The organism is Ruegeria sp. CL7, from assembly GCF_056536445.1.
The window spans coordinates 45245-60878 of record NZ_JBQFPQ010000008.1 but is presented as its reverse complement, the minus strand read 5'-3'; the positions used below and the strand labels follow the sequence as shown (position 1 = coordinate 60878).

Sequence of the window (15634 nt, the reverse complement as noted above, 5' to 3'; positions counted from 1 at the left end):
ACCGCGCTTTGACGGAACATCCGTCACTTATGAACTTGGCCAAGGGCCCCCGGAAGGGCGCGGCCCCTGATCCTATTGTGACACGAGATCGGTAAGGGGCGTCAACTCTCGGCCTTGATTGCAGCAATTACGATATCGATTGCGCGGTCCAGTTCCAAACGCGAGATCGTCAGCGGCGGTGACAGTGTCAGAACGCACCCCTGGCTGATCTTATAGCTCAGACCGGCCTCGAGACAGGCATAATAGATCCGTTCGGCGCACGCGTTCCCCGGTGTTTTGTCGGCGCGATCATCGACGATTTCGATCCCGAACATCAGGCCCCTTCCCCGGATGTCTCCGACAATCGGAACGTTCTGAAGTTCATCCATCAAGCGACCAATGGCATGTTCACCCAGTTCGGCTGACCGGCGAACCAGGCCTTCGTCTTCGATGATCTGAATTGTCGTCAAAGCGGCACGGGCGGTGACCGGGTTTTTTTCGTGCGTGTAATGCCCGATGGCAAAATCTCCGCAGACATCTAGTTGCTTACGGGCGACACAGGCGGCAATAGGCAGGATGCCGCCGCCAAGCGCCTTCCCAAGTGTCACGATGTCCGGGATGATCTCGTCATGTTCAAAGGCGAACATCCTGCCCGTCTTGCCAAGACCCGTCGGGATTTCATCCATGATCAACAGCGCCCCGTGACGGTTGCATGCCTCGCGCACCGTCTTCCAGAACCCCGGCGGAGGGACATAGGGCACGGCACGCATCGGTTCCGCAATGACTGCCGCCACATCTCCTTCGCGCTCGAGGACATATTCGACCATTTTCGCACAAGCCAGCCCGCAGGTTTCGGGGCCCGCATGATTGTACGGGCATCGATAGCAGGCAAAAGGGGCGACATGTTCGGTACCGGACAAAAGGGGCCCCGCAATGTGACTGCGAAAGGTCGCCTCTCCGCCGACACTTGCGGCGCCGAAACCCGCGCCATGGAAGGCATCCCAGAAGCTGATTGTTTTGAAACGACCGGTGGCGGCACGCGCGATCCTGAGGGCAACCTCGTTGGCGTCGGATCCGCCAGTGGTAAAGAGCATTTTGCCCAGATCACCAGGCACGATCTCTGCCAGTTTTTCAGCCAGCTCCACCGCCGGATCATTGGTAAAGCGGCGGGGCGCAAAGGGCAGATCGTCAAGCTGTGCCTTTATGGCGGCTACCAAGCGGGGATGGCCATACCCGATGTGGTGTACCGAGTTGCCGTGGAAATCCATGTACCGGCGGCCCTCGATATCTTCGATCCAGAGCCCTTCGGCCTTTGCAATGGTGCTGACGCAGGGTGAGGACAGAGATTGATGCAGGAAAACGTTCGCATCGCGTTTGAGCAATGGCGATGATTTCGGCCCCGTCGATTTTTGCAGCCACGCCTTGCGCGCCTCGGACGTGTTTGATTCCCCTTCAGTGTGGACAATTTGTGGCATCGCCGCTCCTCTTTGCCGTCATCAAAAGATGCGGACCCCGCAAGGCCCGCCAGTACCAGGGAGGAACTGTGTTGCCCTTTCCGCAAAAGGAGTAAGGGCAACAGACTCAGTTAGGCCACGGCAGCGAATAGGTTTTGACGTTGGTGAAAAACTTCATCGCTTCGATGACGCCTTCCTTCACCCCGTTTCCACTGTCCTTGATGCCGCCAAAGGGCGACATTTCAATGCGGTAACCCGGCTGTTCCCAGATGTTGCAGGTGCCGACGTTCAACCCGTTGATGAAGGCAATCGCCCGGTTCAGATCATTGGTGCAGACACCCGAAGACAGGCCGAACTCGGTTCCGTTTGAAATTGCCATCACCTCTTCGTCGTTGTCCGGCACACGAACGATCGGCACGATGGGACCAAAGGTTTCCTCCATCACCAGCTCGCTGTCATGGGGAACCTTGTCGACGACGATTGGCGGCAGCAGCGCCCCCTGACGACCGGGGTGGTACAGAATTTCAGCACCCTCTTTTTCCGCCTGAAAAACGCGGTTTTCAAAAATTTCGGCGGCCTTGTCATGGATCACGCATCCCAATTCGGTTTCCGGGTCTTGCGGATCGCCGAACTTGATCTTCTTGGCCTTTTCAAGAACCAGCGGCACGAATGTATCGGCCACACTTTCCTGCACGAGAATGCGCTTGACCGCCGTGCAACGCTGGCCGGAATTTCCGGTAGCCCCCGCCACCGCAATGGCTGCCGCCTTGTCCAGATCGGCCTCACTCAGGTCATTCAGAACGATCAGAGGGTCGTTGCCGCCAAGTTCCAGCGCCTGACGCTTGTAGACGCCCTTTTCGGCGATCATCTTGCCGACGGGCACACCGCCGGTGAAGGTGATGATATCGATGTGCTCATTGGTGATCATTTCGTCGCCAATGTCGGCGGGCCAACCTGTCACGACCTGGAACATCTCGGGCGGCAAGCCGGCCTCGTAGAGAATGTCCGCCAGTGTCAATGCAGTCAGCGGCGTCAGCTCGGTCGGTTTGCAAACCATGCAATTGTTGGTGGCAATCGACGGCGCGATCTTGTGGCTGACCATGTTCAGCGGGTGGTTGAACGGCGTGATCGCGCTGATTGCTTTCACCGGTTCTCGGGTGGTGAAAATCTTGCGGGCCTTGCCATTGTGGGTCAGGTCGCAGGAGAAGATCTCACCATCATCCTTCAGTGCCTCGGCCGCCGCGAATTGATACACGTCCTGCGCGCGCTTGGTTTCGTAGATCGCATGCTGGTGACAGATCCCCAACTCCAGCGTCAGCCATTTCGCAAGATAGTCGCGCTTTTCGCCGATCAGCTCGCCTGCCCGTTGCAGGATCTGGCTGCGCTCGTATCGGGTCAGCTTGGGTTTGTAATTCGCCGCGATCTCAAACGCCCGGCGCGCATGTTCGGCTGTACCGGCTGGTACGTGACCCACAACCTCGTTTGTGTACGGGTAGAGAACGGGAACGGTGTCATCGGTAAAGACTATTTCGCCGCCGATCCGCATTCCCTCGTTGCGTACTTCGATTTTCGACATGGTCTGATCTTTCATAGCTTACTGTGCCGCCGCTGTTGTTGCGTAGAAGAAGGCATCGAAATTGCGCAGCACGGGTTGGTTTGGCAGGTCGATGACACGGTTCACGATGAAGGGAACTTCCTGCTCGGTCAAACCACCATGGCTGCGCAACGGCTCTTTGAGTGCTGCCAGATCGTGGCGATGCTCGGACGTGCCGATGCAGATGTTTTCACCGGAAACCATCACGATGTCGCCAATGCGGTCGCCCGGCAATTCGAATTGCTCGATCGCCTCGGCCTTGGTCAGCACATGAGTGATGCCGCTGGTCGCCTTGAGCTTGCTGATGATGTCGTCCTGGTCTGCTCCGTCAGGCAAATAAGCGGTTGCAAAAGACCCCAACGCGCCATGATGCACGACGTATGGATCGGTAATCGGAAGAATGACCCGCGCCGCATCCTTGCCCAGCCATTCGTCCATCAGGTCTTGCACGTACACCACCGAGGGGGATCCATCCGCCAAATGCTTTGGCTTCATGCCGTGATCCGCGGTCACCACGATGGCCGCACCCAATTCATCCAACTCGCCAAGATACCGGTCGAACATGGCATAGAAATCGAGTGCGCCTTTTTGATCGGGTGCAAACTTGTGCTGGATATAGTCGGTCGTCGACAAATACATCACGTCGGGCTTGAACTCTTTCAGCAGCTTGACGCCAGCGGCAAAGACAAATTCGGAAAGCTCTGCCGAGTAGACCTCGGGAACGTCCATGCCCAGCCATTCGCTGGCGTTGTCGATGCCATGTTCCGCCAGCGTCGTTTCACCCGACCGTTCGGAAGAAAACGCAACCGCCCTGCCCTCGTCAAATTTCAGCCCGGCCCCCAACAGCGCGCGCAGCTTGTCCTTGGCGGTTACCATCGCCACGCGGAAACCTGCGTCGTAGAATTGGGAAAAAATGGTCGGCGCACGCAGGAAGCGGACATCATTCATCATCACTTCCTCACCGCTGTCGGGGTCGATGAGGTAGTTGCCGCAGATGCCATGCACGATCGGAGGGCGCCCGGTGGCAATCGAAAGATTGTTGGGGTTGGTGAAGGACGGGATAACGGAATGGGCCAGTCGGTCCGTGCCCTCTTCGCGTATCCGCTTGAGATTGGGCATCAGCCCTTTCGCAATCGCGACATCAAGATATTCGGGCTCGCATCCATCAAGGCAGATGGCAATGGCAGGCACCTTCGGCGTCGGATAGACGCGCTCATTTGCTTCGACAGGGGTTTGAATGGTCATCTGTATTTTCCTTGATGTTTAAGCGGCCAGCTTGGCGCGTTCTTCCAGTGCCCGAAGAGGAGGAGCGGCGTTTGTCACGCCCATTTCTTCCAGGGATTCCTTTGCTGCGCGCACGACATTGCGCATGACGTCTTCGTCCATCTGACCGATGCATCCGACGCGGAAACTGTCGACGACGGTCAGCTTGCCCGGGTAGATAATGAACCCTTTGTCCTTCATCAGGTTGTAGAACTGATCGAATACGAATTTCTCATCGGCGGGGCAGAAGAACGTGACGATGATCGGGCTGAGCCAACGATTGTCCAGCAGCGTTTCGAAACCCAGTTCACGCATGCCCGCAACCATGACGTCCCGGTTGCGGGTGTAACGTGCGCCGCGGCCGGCAACACCGCCTTCAGCTGCATGCGCCCGAAGCGCTTCGATGAAGGCGGCGACCACGTGCGTCGGCGGGGTAAAGCGCCACTGACCGGTCTTGTTCATGTGCGCCCATTGGGCGTGCACATCCAGAGACAGGGAATGACTGTTACCCTTTGCGGCTTCCAGCTCGTTCTTGCGCGCCACAATGAAGCCAAAGCCAGGAACGCCCTCGATGCACTTGTTGGCCGAAGACACCATGGCTTCATAGCGAATATCCGAGGGCCTGAGCTCGATCGCGCCAAAGGCAGACATCGAGTCGATCAAAAGCTTGCGACCGGCTGCATATGTGGCCTCGGATATTTCCTCGACGGGGTTCAAGATACCCGAACTGGTTTCGCAGTGAATGGCAACAACATGCGTGATGGCCGGGTCATCCGCGAGAATGCGCGCAACCTCGTCGCCCCGTGGCGGCAGGTAATCGCCCTTGTCCAGCACGATATGGTCCCGGCCCAGATACTGTAGCGTCTGCGCAGAACGTTGCCCATAGGCGCCATTGGCCAGTACCAGCGCCTTTCCTTCCGGCGGAATAAAAGACGCCAGCATTGCTTCGACCGAGAAGGAGCCGCTGCCTTGCATTGGCACACAATCGAAGGCGTCGGCTCCTTCACCAAGCAGGTCCAGCAGGCTTGACCGCAGCTCTTTTGTCATGGCGCGAAAGTCGTCGTCCCAGCTGCCCCAGTCCTTCAGCATGGCCTCTTTCACGGCATAGGACGTTGTCAAAGGACCGGGTGTCAAAAGGTATGGTTCGCCGAGGCGCGGTTGCTCGATTTTTGGATGGGATGGCGTCATTACCGGGCTCCAGAACAGCGTTTTCACAAACACCATTGCAGCAACGGTTGCTATATGTGAAATTGCAAATATCAATCTAATTATAAGTGCAGCCTATGCACAAATCATTGGGGACCGGTGATGCGGCACAGCCAGCTCAAAGCCTTTCATTACGTGGCCAAACATGGCGGGTTTTCCCGCGCGGCCGAGGCGCTTTTTCTGACGCAGCCGGCAATTTCCGAACAGGTTCGAAAGCTGGAACAGGATCACGATCTGTTGTTGTTTCAGCGCGAACGAAAACGCGTGAACCTCACCCCCGAAGGCGAACAGCTTTACCGGTTCACAAAGCAGTATTTTGAGATCGAAGATCAGATCGAGGACTACCTTTCGGAAACCAAGGCCGCAATCGACGGGGAATTGCGGATCATCGCCGATTCAGCGCATCACATGACGTCTTTCCTGGGGTCGTTTCAAAAGAAGTACCCCAAAATCACCATCACCGTGCGGTCCGGAAACACCGAAGAAATTTTGGAAGAACTTCGGTCGTACAATGCCGAGATTGGTGTTGTCGGCAGCCTGTCCCCCGGCAAGGACATGGATGTGTTGAACCTTGGGTCCACTGAAATCGTGGCCTTTGCCGCCCAAGGCGTTCTTTTGGCATCCAAACCTTCGCTTTCTTTGGAAGAACTGGCCGATCTGCCGCTGGTTTTCAGAGAGCACGGGTCAAAAACACGTCAGAAGTTGGAAGAAGAAGCCGAAAGGCGCGGTATCACGTTGAATCCTGCAATCGTTGCGGAAGGACGCGAGGCCGTGCGCGAGCTTGTGGCCTCGGGGGCAGGCATCGGGTTTGTCTCTCAGGCAGAGTATGGGCATGATGATCGGTTGCGACAAATCAAGCTCAAGGACGTGAAGTTGCAAATGGGTGAAAGCATGATTTCGCTGTCGCAACGGCGCAACGTAAAGATCATCCGGGCCTTCATGGACTTTGCCCAGCGCGCGCTGGAAGAAAAAAGCCCCCCCGCCGATACCTGACCGGCGGGGGCACGGTTCCTTTGGCTACCGGCTTCGCCAAGCCTGAGTGCGCTTCAGGATGCCTTTTGAAGCAATCAGGTGAACGATCCGGGCAGCGGCGTTGGTGTAAAAGATCATCATGCCCATCGCCGCCGCAGGCGCGATATCCCCGGCATCATCCATGTTCAGCACCGCGATGGACGCAAGCGTCGTTTTGGGAGAATAGAGGAATACCACTGCCGACACGGTCGTCATCGCATTGACGAACAGATAGATTGAGATGTCCAACACCGCTGGCAGACAAACCGGAACCGTTACCCGTGCAAACAGCTTCATTGTCGGCTGTTTGAGCGAGGCAGACACTGACTCAAATTCTCTGTCCATTTGCTTGAGCGCGGTGACGGCCGTCAGGTGCGATACGGTGTAGAAATGCGTCACAGTGCAAATCACCAAAATCGCCATCGTGCCGTAAATCCCGTTCAGCGGATTGGACGGGTTGTTGAAGAAGAAGATGTAGGACAGCCCCAATACCATTCCCGGGATCGCCATGGGTAGCATCGCGAACATCTGGAAAATCGACCGGCCGGTTCTGAACCCGTTTGATTTTTCAACCAGATAGGCCCCGAAGAACACAACCGTCGTGCCGATGACTGCCGTCAGCAACGCCAGTTTGATCGAGTTGAAATACGACCCCCAGCCGCCGCCGTCCATTCTGTTGAACTGATAGTTCTTGAAGCTCAGACTCAGGTCGTAGGGCCAGAACTTGATCAGCGCCGCAAACTGACACACAGCCAGAAGACCAACGATGAACAGGCCGATCAGGCTGCAATAGATCAGGAATATGCGGTCAGCTTTCGGGTTTGGCGTCGCCTGATATGGCACGGAACGCGCCGAAAGCAGCGCAACCTGCTTGGACTGAACCATCCGGTCAATGGCAAAAGCCAGAATGGCCGGAATGACCAGAACCACAGAGACCACGGCGCCCATTTCAAAGTTCTGCTGGCCGATCACCTGTTTGTAGATATCCACAGCAAGCACGTTGAATTGACCACCGATGACCTTTGGCAATCCGAAATCAGTGATCACCAGGTTGAACACGACAAAGGCCGCCGAGATCAGGCCATAGCGGGCCCCGGGGATGGTTACGGTCCAGAAGGTCCGCCATGGCGTCGACCGCAAGCTGGCCGCAGCTTCATACAGGCGCGCGTCAGATATCGCGAGCGCGGTCGATATGATCAGAAACGCGTGCGGAAAGGTAAAGAAAACCGATCCGATCACGATGCCTATGGGGCCGTAAATGCTGGCACCGAACAGCAACTCCTTGATCATGCCCTGATTGCCGAACAGATAGACCAACGCGATGCCCGGCAAGAGCGACGGAACCAGGATCGGTGCCATCGCGATAAGGCGAAAAACACCCTTGAACCGCATGCAGCTTCGGTTCAGCGCATAGGCGAACCAAAACGCCAGTGTCACCGTCACAATGGTGCTGACGACCGAGATCCAAAGCGAGTTCTTGATCGAATTGAACAGTGCCGGTGTCGAGAAGTAGTTGATGAAATTGTCCAACCCTCGCGACTGGACCGGCCGCATTTGCACCCGGCGGAACGTGTTGGAATCAAGCTCGACCCAATCGGCGCCTTCATTCAATGTCGATCCGACCAGAAAGCGCCCGGTATCCGTCGTGTTGCGGATCTTGTACATCACCGGGCTGCGAAAGCTGAAATCAGGAAAAAATCCGGTTACCGGCAAGCGCCCGTCCGAACCCGTCACCAGGTCAGAGTCGGAATAGACCCCCAATTGCCTGTTCAACTCGTCTGCCGACAGAATCGTTCCGTCGAAGACGCCTGCGTCGTCACTTACCTGAAACTCGTACTGGGACAGCTCGACCCGATAGGTCGAAAACGACTTGGACAGCATCGTGTAAAGCGGCAACGCCAATGTCACGACCAGATACAGCGCGATCACCATCATGCTGCCGCGCATCAGGATATCATCACGGCTGAGCTTGGGCTTGATGTCCGGCCCGACAGGCAGGCTGTCCTGATTGGTAGAAACCGAGCTCATGCCTTGGCCTCCGGCGCTTCAAACGCCATAAGGCGGTTCTCGGGAAGCTCAATCACCACGCTGCGCCCCTCTTCCAGTTCCAGACGACGCACGGCATTGATCGAGAAATCCGCGATCAGTTCCGATGATCCGAACTTCTCGTTGTTCAAGCGGCAGCGCCAGAACGAACCCAGGAACTCCATCTCATCCAGCGTCACCTCTATGCAGTTCCGATTGCCGCCCGTGTCGAGATAACCAGCTTCATGAGGGATGATGTCTTCGGGTCGAATGGCCGCGATGATCGGAGTTCCATCGTTGAACTTGTGGCTGAGGCAGGCAAAGGTCTTTTCCCCGACGCTCAGACGTCCGCCTTTGGTGACCTGCGACCGGATCTGGTTCATTTCACCGATAAAGTCGGCAACGAACAGATTGGCCGGATCCCGGTAGATTTCGGTAGGGGGCCCCACCTGTTCGATCACACCATGATTCATGACCACGATGCGGTCTGCCATCGCCAGCGCTTCTTCCTGATCGTGAGTCACCATCACGGTGGTCACACCCAGCTTGCGCTGCAACTCCTTGATCTCGTGCCGCAGATGAACACGCACTTTGGCGTCCAGCGCCGACAGGGGTTCGTCCAGCAGCAAAAGTCCGGGGTTGGTCGCAATGGCACGCGCCAGCGCAATTCGTTGCTGCTGACCACCTGACAATTGCGCCGGATATTTCTTGCCCTGATCCGGCAGACCAACCAGGGTCAAGAGTTCGTTTACGCGAATAGCGATATCCGATTTGCTGCGGCCGGTGTTTTCAAGGCCAAAAGCGATGTTCTTTTCAATCGTCAGATTTGGGAACAACGCGTAGGACTGAAACACGATCCCGAAATCACGCTCGGACGGGGGCAGATTGGACACGTCCTTGCCATCCTGCATGACCGTACCCTTGGTCTGCAAATCCAATCCGGCGATTGCCCGCAAAAGAGTGGTCTTGCCGCACCCGGACGGGCCGAGGAAACAGACAAACTCGCCCTCGTTGATTTCCAAAGAGATGTCCTTGAGCGCCAGAAAGCTTCCGAACGCTTTCCACAAATTCTGGATGCTGAGATACAGTTCACCGGGTGGTGTTTTCTGAAGCACGGGAGAAGTCCTCACATCTGCACCTCGGGCGCGGCCGGTCCTGGCCGGTTGAAACCGGGTGAGTAAGTTGTTTTTCGGGGAACAAGAGACTGGTGTGCAGGAGAGGCACGAAAACCTCTCCTGCCAATGGGGTTACTTCGCTTCCGACTTTCCGTCATAGCGAGACTGCCATTCCTTCAGGATTGCCGCGCGATTGTTGGCGGCAAACTCAAAATCATTTTCGATCATTGCATCCAGAAGACCCTCTGGGAAGTGCTCAACCGGTTTTGCAACGCCCGGATAGGCGACAACTGCATAGCCGGTGTTGTACATCTCGTTGGCTTCCTTGGTGACGGTGAAATCCACCAGCTTTTGCGCGGCCTCCAAATTGGCGGTGCCAGCAACAATTGCGGTGGCTTCCATGTCCCATCCGACGCCCTCGGAAGGCACGATGATCTCAAGCGGCGCGCCGTCGGCTTTGGACTTTGCCCCGCGGAACGCAAAGGAAATGCCAATCGGGATTTCGCCTGCTGCGGCCAGTTTGCAGGGTTTTGAACCTGAATGGGTGTACCGCGCGATATTCTCGTGCAGCGCATCCATGTATTCCCAACCACCTTCTTCACCGAACATCTGCAACCAGCTGGACACGTCAAGGAAACCGGTGCCCGATGAGTTCGGATTGGGCATGATCACCTGATCTTTGTACATCGGATCGGTGAGATCCTTCCAGGATGTCGGCGGGGTCAACCCGGCCTTTTCGGCCTCGACGGTATTGTAGCAGACGGATGCAACCCAGGCGTCCATGCCGACCCAGGCAGGGGGGTTGTCGCCATCAACAAATTTTTTGTCCAGCTTTTCCACACCGGCCGGCGCATAAGGCTCCAACATACCTTCTGATTTCAGCAGCAGCAGCGACGTGGCGGCCAGGCCCCAAACAACGTCTGCCTGCGGATTATCACGTTCTGCCAGCAATTTCGCCGTAATGATCCCGGTCGAGTCGCGAACCCAATTGATCTTGATATCAGGGTGGCTTTGATTGAACGTCTCGGCATACCGGGCCAAGTCTTCCGCCTCGACTGCGGTATAAACTGTAAGTTCCGTTTCCGATGCCGCCGCCGTCGCCGTCAGCGCACCGATAGTCAGAGCTGCGAGAAGTGATGCTTTGTGTTTCATTGTGATCCTCTGTTGGTAATTATGTTGTTTTCGCCATTCTTGCGCGGCGTTAGAACTCGATTATTGTGCACCGATTGTTTGACAGCAGTTTGACAGATAAAAACGCCAATAAAAATCGATTATATCTTCGATGTCATAAGCATCTCCTATAGATGAAATCCGCTCGCCCCGGAAGATCAGCGCGGAACTGGCCATGACGATCAACAGATCATCAAGGCATGTCAAAGGAGCTTAATTCTCAAAACTTTCCCGCGGCGGCGCAAGAACGCTCAACGTGTCATCGCAAGGAGTCCGATCCCGATCGCGACAATAGTCGCTGCAAGAAGCCTGTTGGATTTCGGCCCTTCGCCGAACCACATCACACCAATAAGCGATGCAAAGATAACCGAACTTTCCCTAAGCGCGGATACAACGCCCAAGGGCGCGACCGTCTTCGCATACAGCACCAGCCCATACGCCACGCCAGAGATGACGCCGCCTGTCAGACCCGCCCACACATAACGCCTGGGCAGTGCGACGAAACGCTGCCATCTGGTTGCGAAGATAAATCCGGCGACAAAAATTTCCGCAACGAACAATGCCGCAATGTATCCCAGTATATTCCCGGACAGCCGGATACCAATGCCGTCCACAATCGAATAGGACGCTATCATCAGGCCCGTGCCAAACGACGCCGCCACGGCGACCCAGCTTGTGTTTCGGCCCAGCCCGACCAGGGACAGGCACCCAATCCCAGCCGAGATGCAGACAATGCCGACCCACGCGATCGGCGGCAGAAACTCACCCGCGAAAAGAATGGCACCCACCGTGACCAGGATTGGCGTCATCCCGCGTGAGATCGGGTACACCACCGACAGATCCCCATGTTTGTACGCGGTGTTGAGAAACCAATAGTACCCCCAGTGGATCAGGGTCGAACCGATGATGAAGGGGAACGCCGCCCAAACCGGCAAGCCGATAAAAGGCAACGCAATCAGCGCAGGCACGGCGTGGCCAAGCGCCACCAACCCCAAAACAACCGCTTTGTCGGGCGCGCCTTTGACAACCGCATTCCAGAGCGCGTGCAACACGGCTGCGGTCAATACGATGAGAACTGCCTGTAGTGTCATTGTGGCCCGACGATATGAGCTGAATATTTGTCTTGCGTCAGATTTCGACTTTCAGCGCTCTTGTTTGCGCGCGCATGCAGTGACTTGACCAAATCTTGATCTGTATCGCGGCAGCAACGGTTTAGGGGGCTCAATCCCGCTGGGCAATGCGACCCCGGCGAGGGGCGGATCAGGTTGGTCATCGCGGGTTGGTTGCACAACGGACCAACCAGACCAGCCACATGCCATGTGGTGCCACGGCTTGGTTGCCCCTGCTCAATAAGCACCACTTCACGTTGCCACTTTCCGGTCAGATGATACGCAACCGTGCAGCCAATGATGATGCCTCCGACAATAACATGCTGCGCTGTGCGAAAGTTTGGTGTCAGCCATCGGGTCGCTCCGTACTCAGGGATTCGGATTTCCCTTCACCCTATTTGTACTTTGCAAAATTTGGCAATTGCTTTCCTGTATTTGCGTTATGCTTTCACAATATCCACGGGTTGGCTTTGCAGCGCGCCAGCTATGCTGTTTGGCAACTCCTCATCCACAACCAGAGTCGCTTTCACCGGCAGAGGTTTCATCACAATCGGACCAACCACGTCGAACTTGCTGCTATCAGCCAGGATCAGCGGCCGCTGCGCCCGTTGCATCATCATATGACGCAGGTTGGCGCCTTCCAGTGAGAAATCCGTAAACAATGCCCGAGAGCTCACACCGCCGACCCCGATCAACGCATATTCCGTATTGTATCGCGACAGGTGGTCGAGCGTGTCCAAACCCAATGTGACATTCTCTGAAAAATCCAGCCGTCCGCCCAGCAGCGTGACTTCGGCGGCCGCCGACGCCAGCACAGATGCAATCGTCAAATCATTGGTATATATTGTAAGGTTTTGTCGCACAGCAGCCAGAGCCTGCGCCGCCGCCACTGTCGTTGACCCGCTGTCGATTATCACGCTGGCCCCGTCCGGAATCACGCTTGCCACATAGACTCCAATCCGTTCCTTGCCTTGCGGGTTGGTTTGAGCCCGGTCGGCCATCGGAGGTTCCCGCCTGCGAACACTGGTCGCGCCGCCCCGCACCTGATGAAGCTTGTTCTCCAGTGCCAACTGTTCAATATCCTTGCGCACGGTTTCCCGTGACACACCAAGCCGTTCCGTCAGCGAACGGATCGAGACCGCTGGCTGGCGCGAGACTTCTTCCAGTATGATGGCGTGGCGTTCAGGTGCGAGCATTGGCCGGCCCTTTGGTTTTGGACTGCACGAATATGCCAAAATTTGCAAACATGGTACAGCCCAAACACCCAATCAGGCATGCGTTGCCATGGCGCAGCGGTGACGCGCTCACACCAATGGTCAAGAGCGGTCAATGGACCCTGCCACCGGGCACGCAGTGACTACGCTGGATAGATGGGGAACGATTTGCACAACGTTGCGACCGAGGCTTTGCAGCGCGGAATTGTCGCGTCGGTATCACCCGTGGCCTCAGCTTCGATCAAATCCGCAATCACGTTTGCCAACTGGTCGAACGCGGCCTCTTTCATGCCGCGGGTCGTTGCCGCGCTCACGCCCAGGCGCAATCCAACCCATTCTGACGGTCGCGTGCTGTCATTGGGGATCGCGTTTTTGTTGGTCGTGATATTGGCCTTTTCCAGAACGGCCTCGGCGCGTTTGCCTGTGATACCCTTGGGGCTGAGATCCACGAGCACCAGATGCGTGTCAGTACCACCGGACACGATACGCAACCCCCGGGACTGCAAGGTTTCTGCAAGTTTGGCGGCGTTGGCTTTGACCTGCGCTCCGTAGTCCTTGAACTCATCCGTAAGCGCTTCGGCAAGGCAAACCGCTTTGGCCGCCAGAACCTGGCTGTGGATCGAACCCTGAACGCCGGGGAAAACCGCAGATTGCAGCCTCTTGAACCAGTCCTCGTTGTTGGTGAGGATCAGCCCGCCACGAGGACCACGCAGTGTTTTTGTCGTGGTGCACGTCACAATGTCCGCATGCGGAAAAGGCGAAGGATGCACGCCCGCGGCGACCAGCCCGGCAATATGGGCCATGTCCACATGAAAATGCGCACCAACCTTCCTGGCGATTTGCCCCATGCGCCCGAAGTCGATTTCCCGTGGATAGGCAGACCCACCCGCGATCAGCAGCTTTGGCCGGATTTCCTCGGCCAGTTTTTCCAGCGCATCGCAGTCAATGACCTCGGATTCGGCATCGACACCATAATGATGCGGTTCGAACCAGCGACCCGACAGGTTGGCCTTCAGGCCGTGACTCAGATGACCGCCGGCAGCCAGATCCAGCGACAAAACCCTGTCGCCAGGCTTAAGCAGCAGAAAGAAAACAGCAAGGTTCGCCTGGCTGCCGGAATGGGGCTGAACATTGGCATAGTCGCATCCGAACAGTTCCCTGGCGCGGTCGATTGCCGCCTGCTCGACGACGTCGACAAACTGACCGCCCCCGTGGAACCGGTTTCCCGGATACCCTTCAAGCGTCTTGTTGGTCATCTCATGCCCGAGAGCATCCAGCACCGCGCGGCTGACGATATTTTCGGACGCGATCAGCTCAATTTGGTCCTGCTGGCGCTTTTTCTCGTTTGCAAGAGCTTCTGCGACGACGGGGTCGGTCATCCCAACTGGGTTTTCAAAGTGCCGCGACATCCGGGCTCCTCCGATGCGATTGCGTTTTCTCCAAAATTCCAGAGTTCCACTGGCCGAAGCAAATCAGTATTGCTATTTATTTGCCGCAGAAAAACTAAGGCTTAAATGGATGTCACTTTCCCCTCGTCGCCCGAAAGGCCCACATCTCAATGCTTTACGAGCATTCGAAGCGGCGGCTCGGCTTGGAAGTTTTGCCGCAGCGGCAGACGAGCTATCCGTTACTCCGGGCGCGATAACTCAGCACGTCAAGGCCCTTGAAGCCTGGGCCGGCACCCAACTTTTTGTCCGAAATGCCCGCGGGGTCGAGATGACGGCGCTTGCCGAAGAGCTTTTGCCCGGGTTCACCCAGGCGTTTGATCAATTGGGAATGGCCGTGCAGGAACTTCGAACCAAGGCCCTGCCGCGCAAGGTCAAGGTCGCCGCGCTGCCGTCGATCGCGCAATTGTGGCTGGCGCCCAGACTTGGAACGCTCAGACAAATTGCCCCGGATTTGTCCGTGTCTGTTGTGGCCCTTGAAACGCCGCCAAACCTTACGCGTGAACCATTTGACATGACTTTGTTCTTTTCCGGTGAACCGATCGGAATCAACGAAATCAAAATAGCCGAAGATGTGATTTTCCCGGTTTGCGCCCCCTCGGTCGCGGATCGATTGAAATCTGTTTCAGATCTTTCGCAGGAAACCCTTCTCCATGACGGGGCATGGGCAAATGATTGGGACAATTGGCTGAACAGCCAACCAGATGGCGCACGTGTACCGAAGACGGGAACCGTGCACTCGTTGTATTCCGTCGCGCTGGAAGAGGCGCGTCATGGCGGTGGCGTGTTGATGGCGCACGAAGTTCTGGTTCAGAACTTGCTGGACAATGGCGATCTGGTTCGCCCGTTTTCGGCCTCGTTGAAGCTTCCTCGCGCAATGGTGGCCAAATTCACACCCTCTTTCAGCAGATCCCCCGTATTTAAAGAGTTCAGATCGTTTTTGCTGAACGCAAACTGAAAAGCGGTGCCCGCAAAACGGGGTGTTCGCGCCGATCAGGCCCGCCTTCCCCTGACAGTCTCGGCTGGCCAAATTTGGCGACGAATCCTTC

13 protein-coding genes are annotated in these 15634 nt (G+C 56.5%); 2 read left to right on the top strand and 11 right to left on the bottom strand.

Features of this window, described 5'->3' with window-relative positions; translation table 11 throughout:
- Positions 1–101: 101 nt before the first annotated feature.
- From pbfA to ACR0LI_RS17000, 4 genes are all read right to left on the bottom strand, one after another.
- Complete coding sequence (gene pbfA / locus ACR0LI_RS17015) at positions 102–1454, bottom strand: (R)-1-hydroxy-2-aminoethylphosphonate ammonia-lyase (protein WP_171118375.1); 1353 nt, start codon at positions 1452–1454, stop codon at positions 102–104.
- Positions 1455–1560: 106 nt separating this feature from the next.
- Positions 1561–3009, bottom strand: coding sequence for a phosphonoacetaldehyde dehydrogenase (gene phnY, locus ACR0LI_RS17010; protein WP_171637141.1), 1449 nt, complete (start codon positions 3007–3009; stop codon positions 1561–1563).
- An 18-nt stretch (positions 3010–3027) separates the two neighbouring features.
- On the bottom strand, positions 3028–4272 hold the full coding sequence (gene phnA / locus ACR0LI_RS17005; RefSeq protein ID WP_171637143.1) for a phosphonoacetate hydrolase: 1245 nt from the start codon (positions 4270–4272) through the stop codon (positions 3028–3030).
- Between the two features lie 18 nt (positions 4273–4290).
- Complete coding sequence (locus tag ACR0LI_RS17000; RefSeq protein ID WP_209835386.1) at positions 4291–5478, bottom strand: 2-aminoethylphosphonate--pyruvate transaminase; 1188 nt, start codon at positions 5476–5478, stop codon at positions 4291–4293.
- A 120-nt stretch (positions 5479–5598) separates the two neighbouring features.
- Between ACR0LI_RS17000 and ACR0LI_RS16995 the strand changes: the two genes are divergently transcribed.
- On the top strand, positions 5599–6489 hold the full coding sequence (locus tag ACR0LI_RS16995; protein WP_171118368.1) for a LysR substrate-binding domain-containing protein: 891 nt from the start codon (positions 5599–5601) through the stop codon (positions 6487–6489).
- 24 nt (positions 6490–6513) lie between these two features.
- Here the strand turns inward: ACR0LI_RS16995 and ACR0LI_RS16990 are convergent, their stop codons facing one another.
- From ACR0LI_RS16990 to ACR0LI_RS16960, 7 genes are all read right to left on the bottom strand, one after another.
- Positions 6514–8535 (bottom strand): putative 2-aminoethylphosphonate ABC transporter permease subunit, encoded by a 2022-nt coding sequence (locus tag ACR0LI_RS16990; RefSeq protein ID WP_480490851.1) that lies wholly within the window; start codon positions 8533–8535, stop codon positions 6514–6516.
- A complete protein-coding gene (locus tag ACR0LI_RS16985; RefSeq protein WP_209835388.1) occupies positions 8532–9647 on the bottom strand; it encodes a putative 2-aminoethylphosphonate ABC transporter ATP-binding protein in 1116 nt (371 codons plus the stop codon). Before ACR0LI_RS16985 ends, ACR0LI_RS16990 begins: the two co-directional genes overlap by 4 nt.
- A 132-nt stretch (positions 9648–9779) precedes the next feature.
- Entirely contained in the window at positions 9780–10799 is a 1020-nt protein-coding gene (locus ACR0LI_RS16980) for a putative 2-aminoethylphosphonate ABC transporter substrate-binding protein (protein ID WP_171118362.1), read from the bottom strand.
- Positions 10800–11068: 269 nt separating this feature from the next.
- Positions 11069–11908, bottom strand: a complete 840-nt coding sequence (locus ACR0LI_RS16975) for an EamA family transporter (RefSeq protein WP_171637153.1) — start codon at positions 11906–11908, stop codon at positions 11069–11071.
- Complete coding sequence (locus tag ACR0LI_RS16970; RefSeq protein ID WP_480718945.1) at positions 11905–12243, bottom strand: FAD-dependent oxidoreductase; 339 nt, start codon at positions 12241–12243, stop codon at positions 11905–11907. The genes ACR0LI_RS16975 and ACR0LI_RS16970 overlap by 4 nt, the downstream gene beginning before the upstream one ends.
- Positions 12244–12366: 123 nt before the next feature.
- Positions 12367–13122, bottom strand: coding sequence for a DeoR/GlpR family DNA-binding transcription regulator (locus tag ACR0LI_RS16965; RefSeq protein ID WP_171637155.1), 756 nt, complete (start codon positions 13120–13122; stop codon positions 12367–12369).
- A gap of 161 nt (positions 13123–13283) precedes the next feature.
- Positions 13284–14549, bottom strand: coding sequence for a serine hydroxymethyltransferase (locus tag ACR0LI_RS16960; RefSeq protein WP_480488503.1), 1266 nt, complete (start codon positions 14547–14549; stop codon positions 13284–13286).
- A gap of 109 nt (positions 14550–14658) precedes the next feature.
- Between ACR0LI_RS16960 and ACR0LI_RS16955 the strand changes: the two genes are divergently transcribed.
- On the top strand, positions 14659–15543 hold the full coding sequence (locus tag ACR0LI_RS16955) for a LysR family transcriptional regulator (RefSeq protein ID WP_210093063.1): 885 nt from the start codon (positions 14659–14661) through the stop codon (positions 15541–15543).
- Positions 15544–15634: the final 91 nt, after the last annotated feature.

Excerpts from the sequence above, each read along its gene's own strand:
- pbfA (WP_171118375.1), bottom strand. The coding sequence starts at position 1,454 with ATGCCACAAATTGTCCACACTGAAGGGGAATCAAACACGTCCGAGGCG.
- phnY (WP_171637141.1), bottom strand. The coding sequence starts at position 3,009 with ATGTCGAAAATCGAAGTACGCAACGAGGGAATGCGGATCGGCGGCGAA.
- phnA (WP_171637143.1), bottom strand. The coding sequence starts at position 4,272 with ATGACCATTCAAACCCCTGTCGAAGCAAATGAGCGCGTCTATCCGACG.
- ACR0LI_RS17000 (WP_209835386.1), bottom strand. The coding sequence starts at position 5,478 with ATGACGCCATCCCATCCAAAAATCGAGCAACCGCGCCTCGGCGAACCA.
- ACR0LI_RS16995 (WP_171118368.1), top strand. The coding sequence starts at position 5,599 with ATGCGGCACAGCCAGCTCAAAGCCTTTCATTACGTGGCCAAACATGGC.
- ACR0LI_RS16990 (WP_480490851.1), bottom strand. The coding sequence starts at position 8,535 with ATGAGCTCGGTTTCTACCAATCAGGACAGCCTGCCTGTCGGGCCGGAC.
- ACR0LI_RS16980 (WP_171118362.1), bottom strand. The coding sequence starts at position 10,799 with ATGAAACACAAAGCATCACTTCTCGCAGCTCTGACTATCGGTGCGCTG.
- ACR0LI_RS16975 (WP_171637153.1), bottom strand. The coding sequence starts at position 11,908 with ATGACACTACAGGCAGTTCTCATCGTATTGACCGCAGCCGTGTTGCAC.
- ACR0LI_RS16965 (WP_171637155.1), bottom strand. The coding sequence starts at position 13,122 with ATGCTCGCACCTGAACGCCACGCCATCATACTGGAAGAAGTCTCGCGC.
- ACR0LI_RS16960 (WP_480488503.1), bottom strand. The coding sequence starts at position 14,549 with ATGTCGCGGCACTTTGAAAACCCAGTTGGGATGACCGACCCCGTCGTC.
- ACR0LI_RS16955 (WP_210093063.1), top strand. The coding sequence starts at position 14,659 with ATGTCACTTTCCCCTCGTCGCCCGAAAGGCCCACATCTCAATGCTTTA.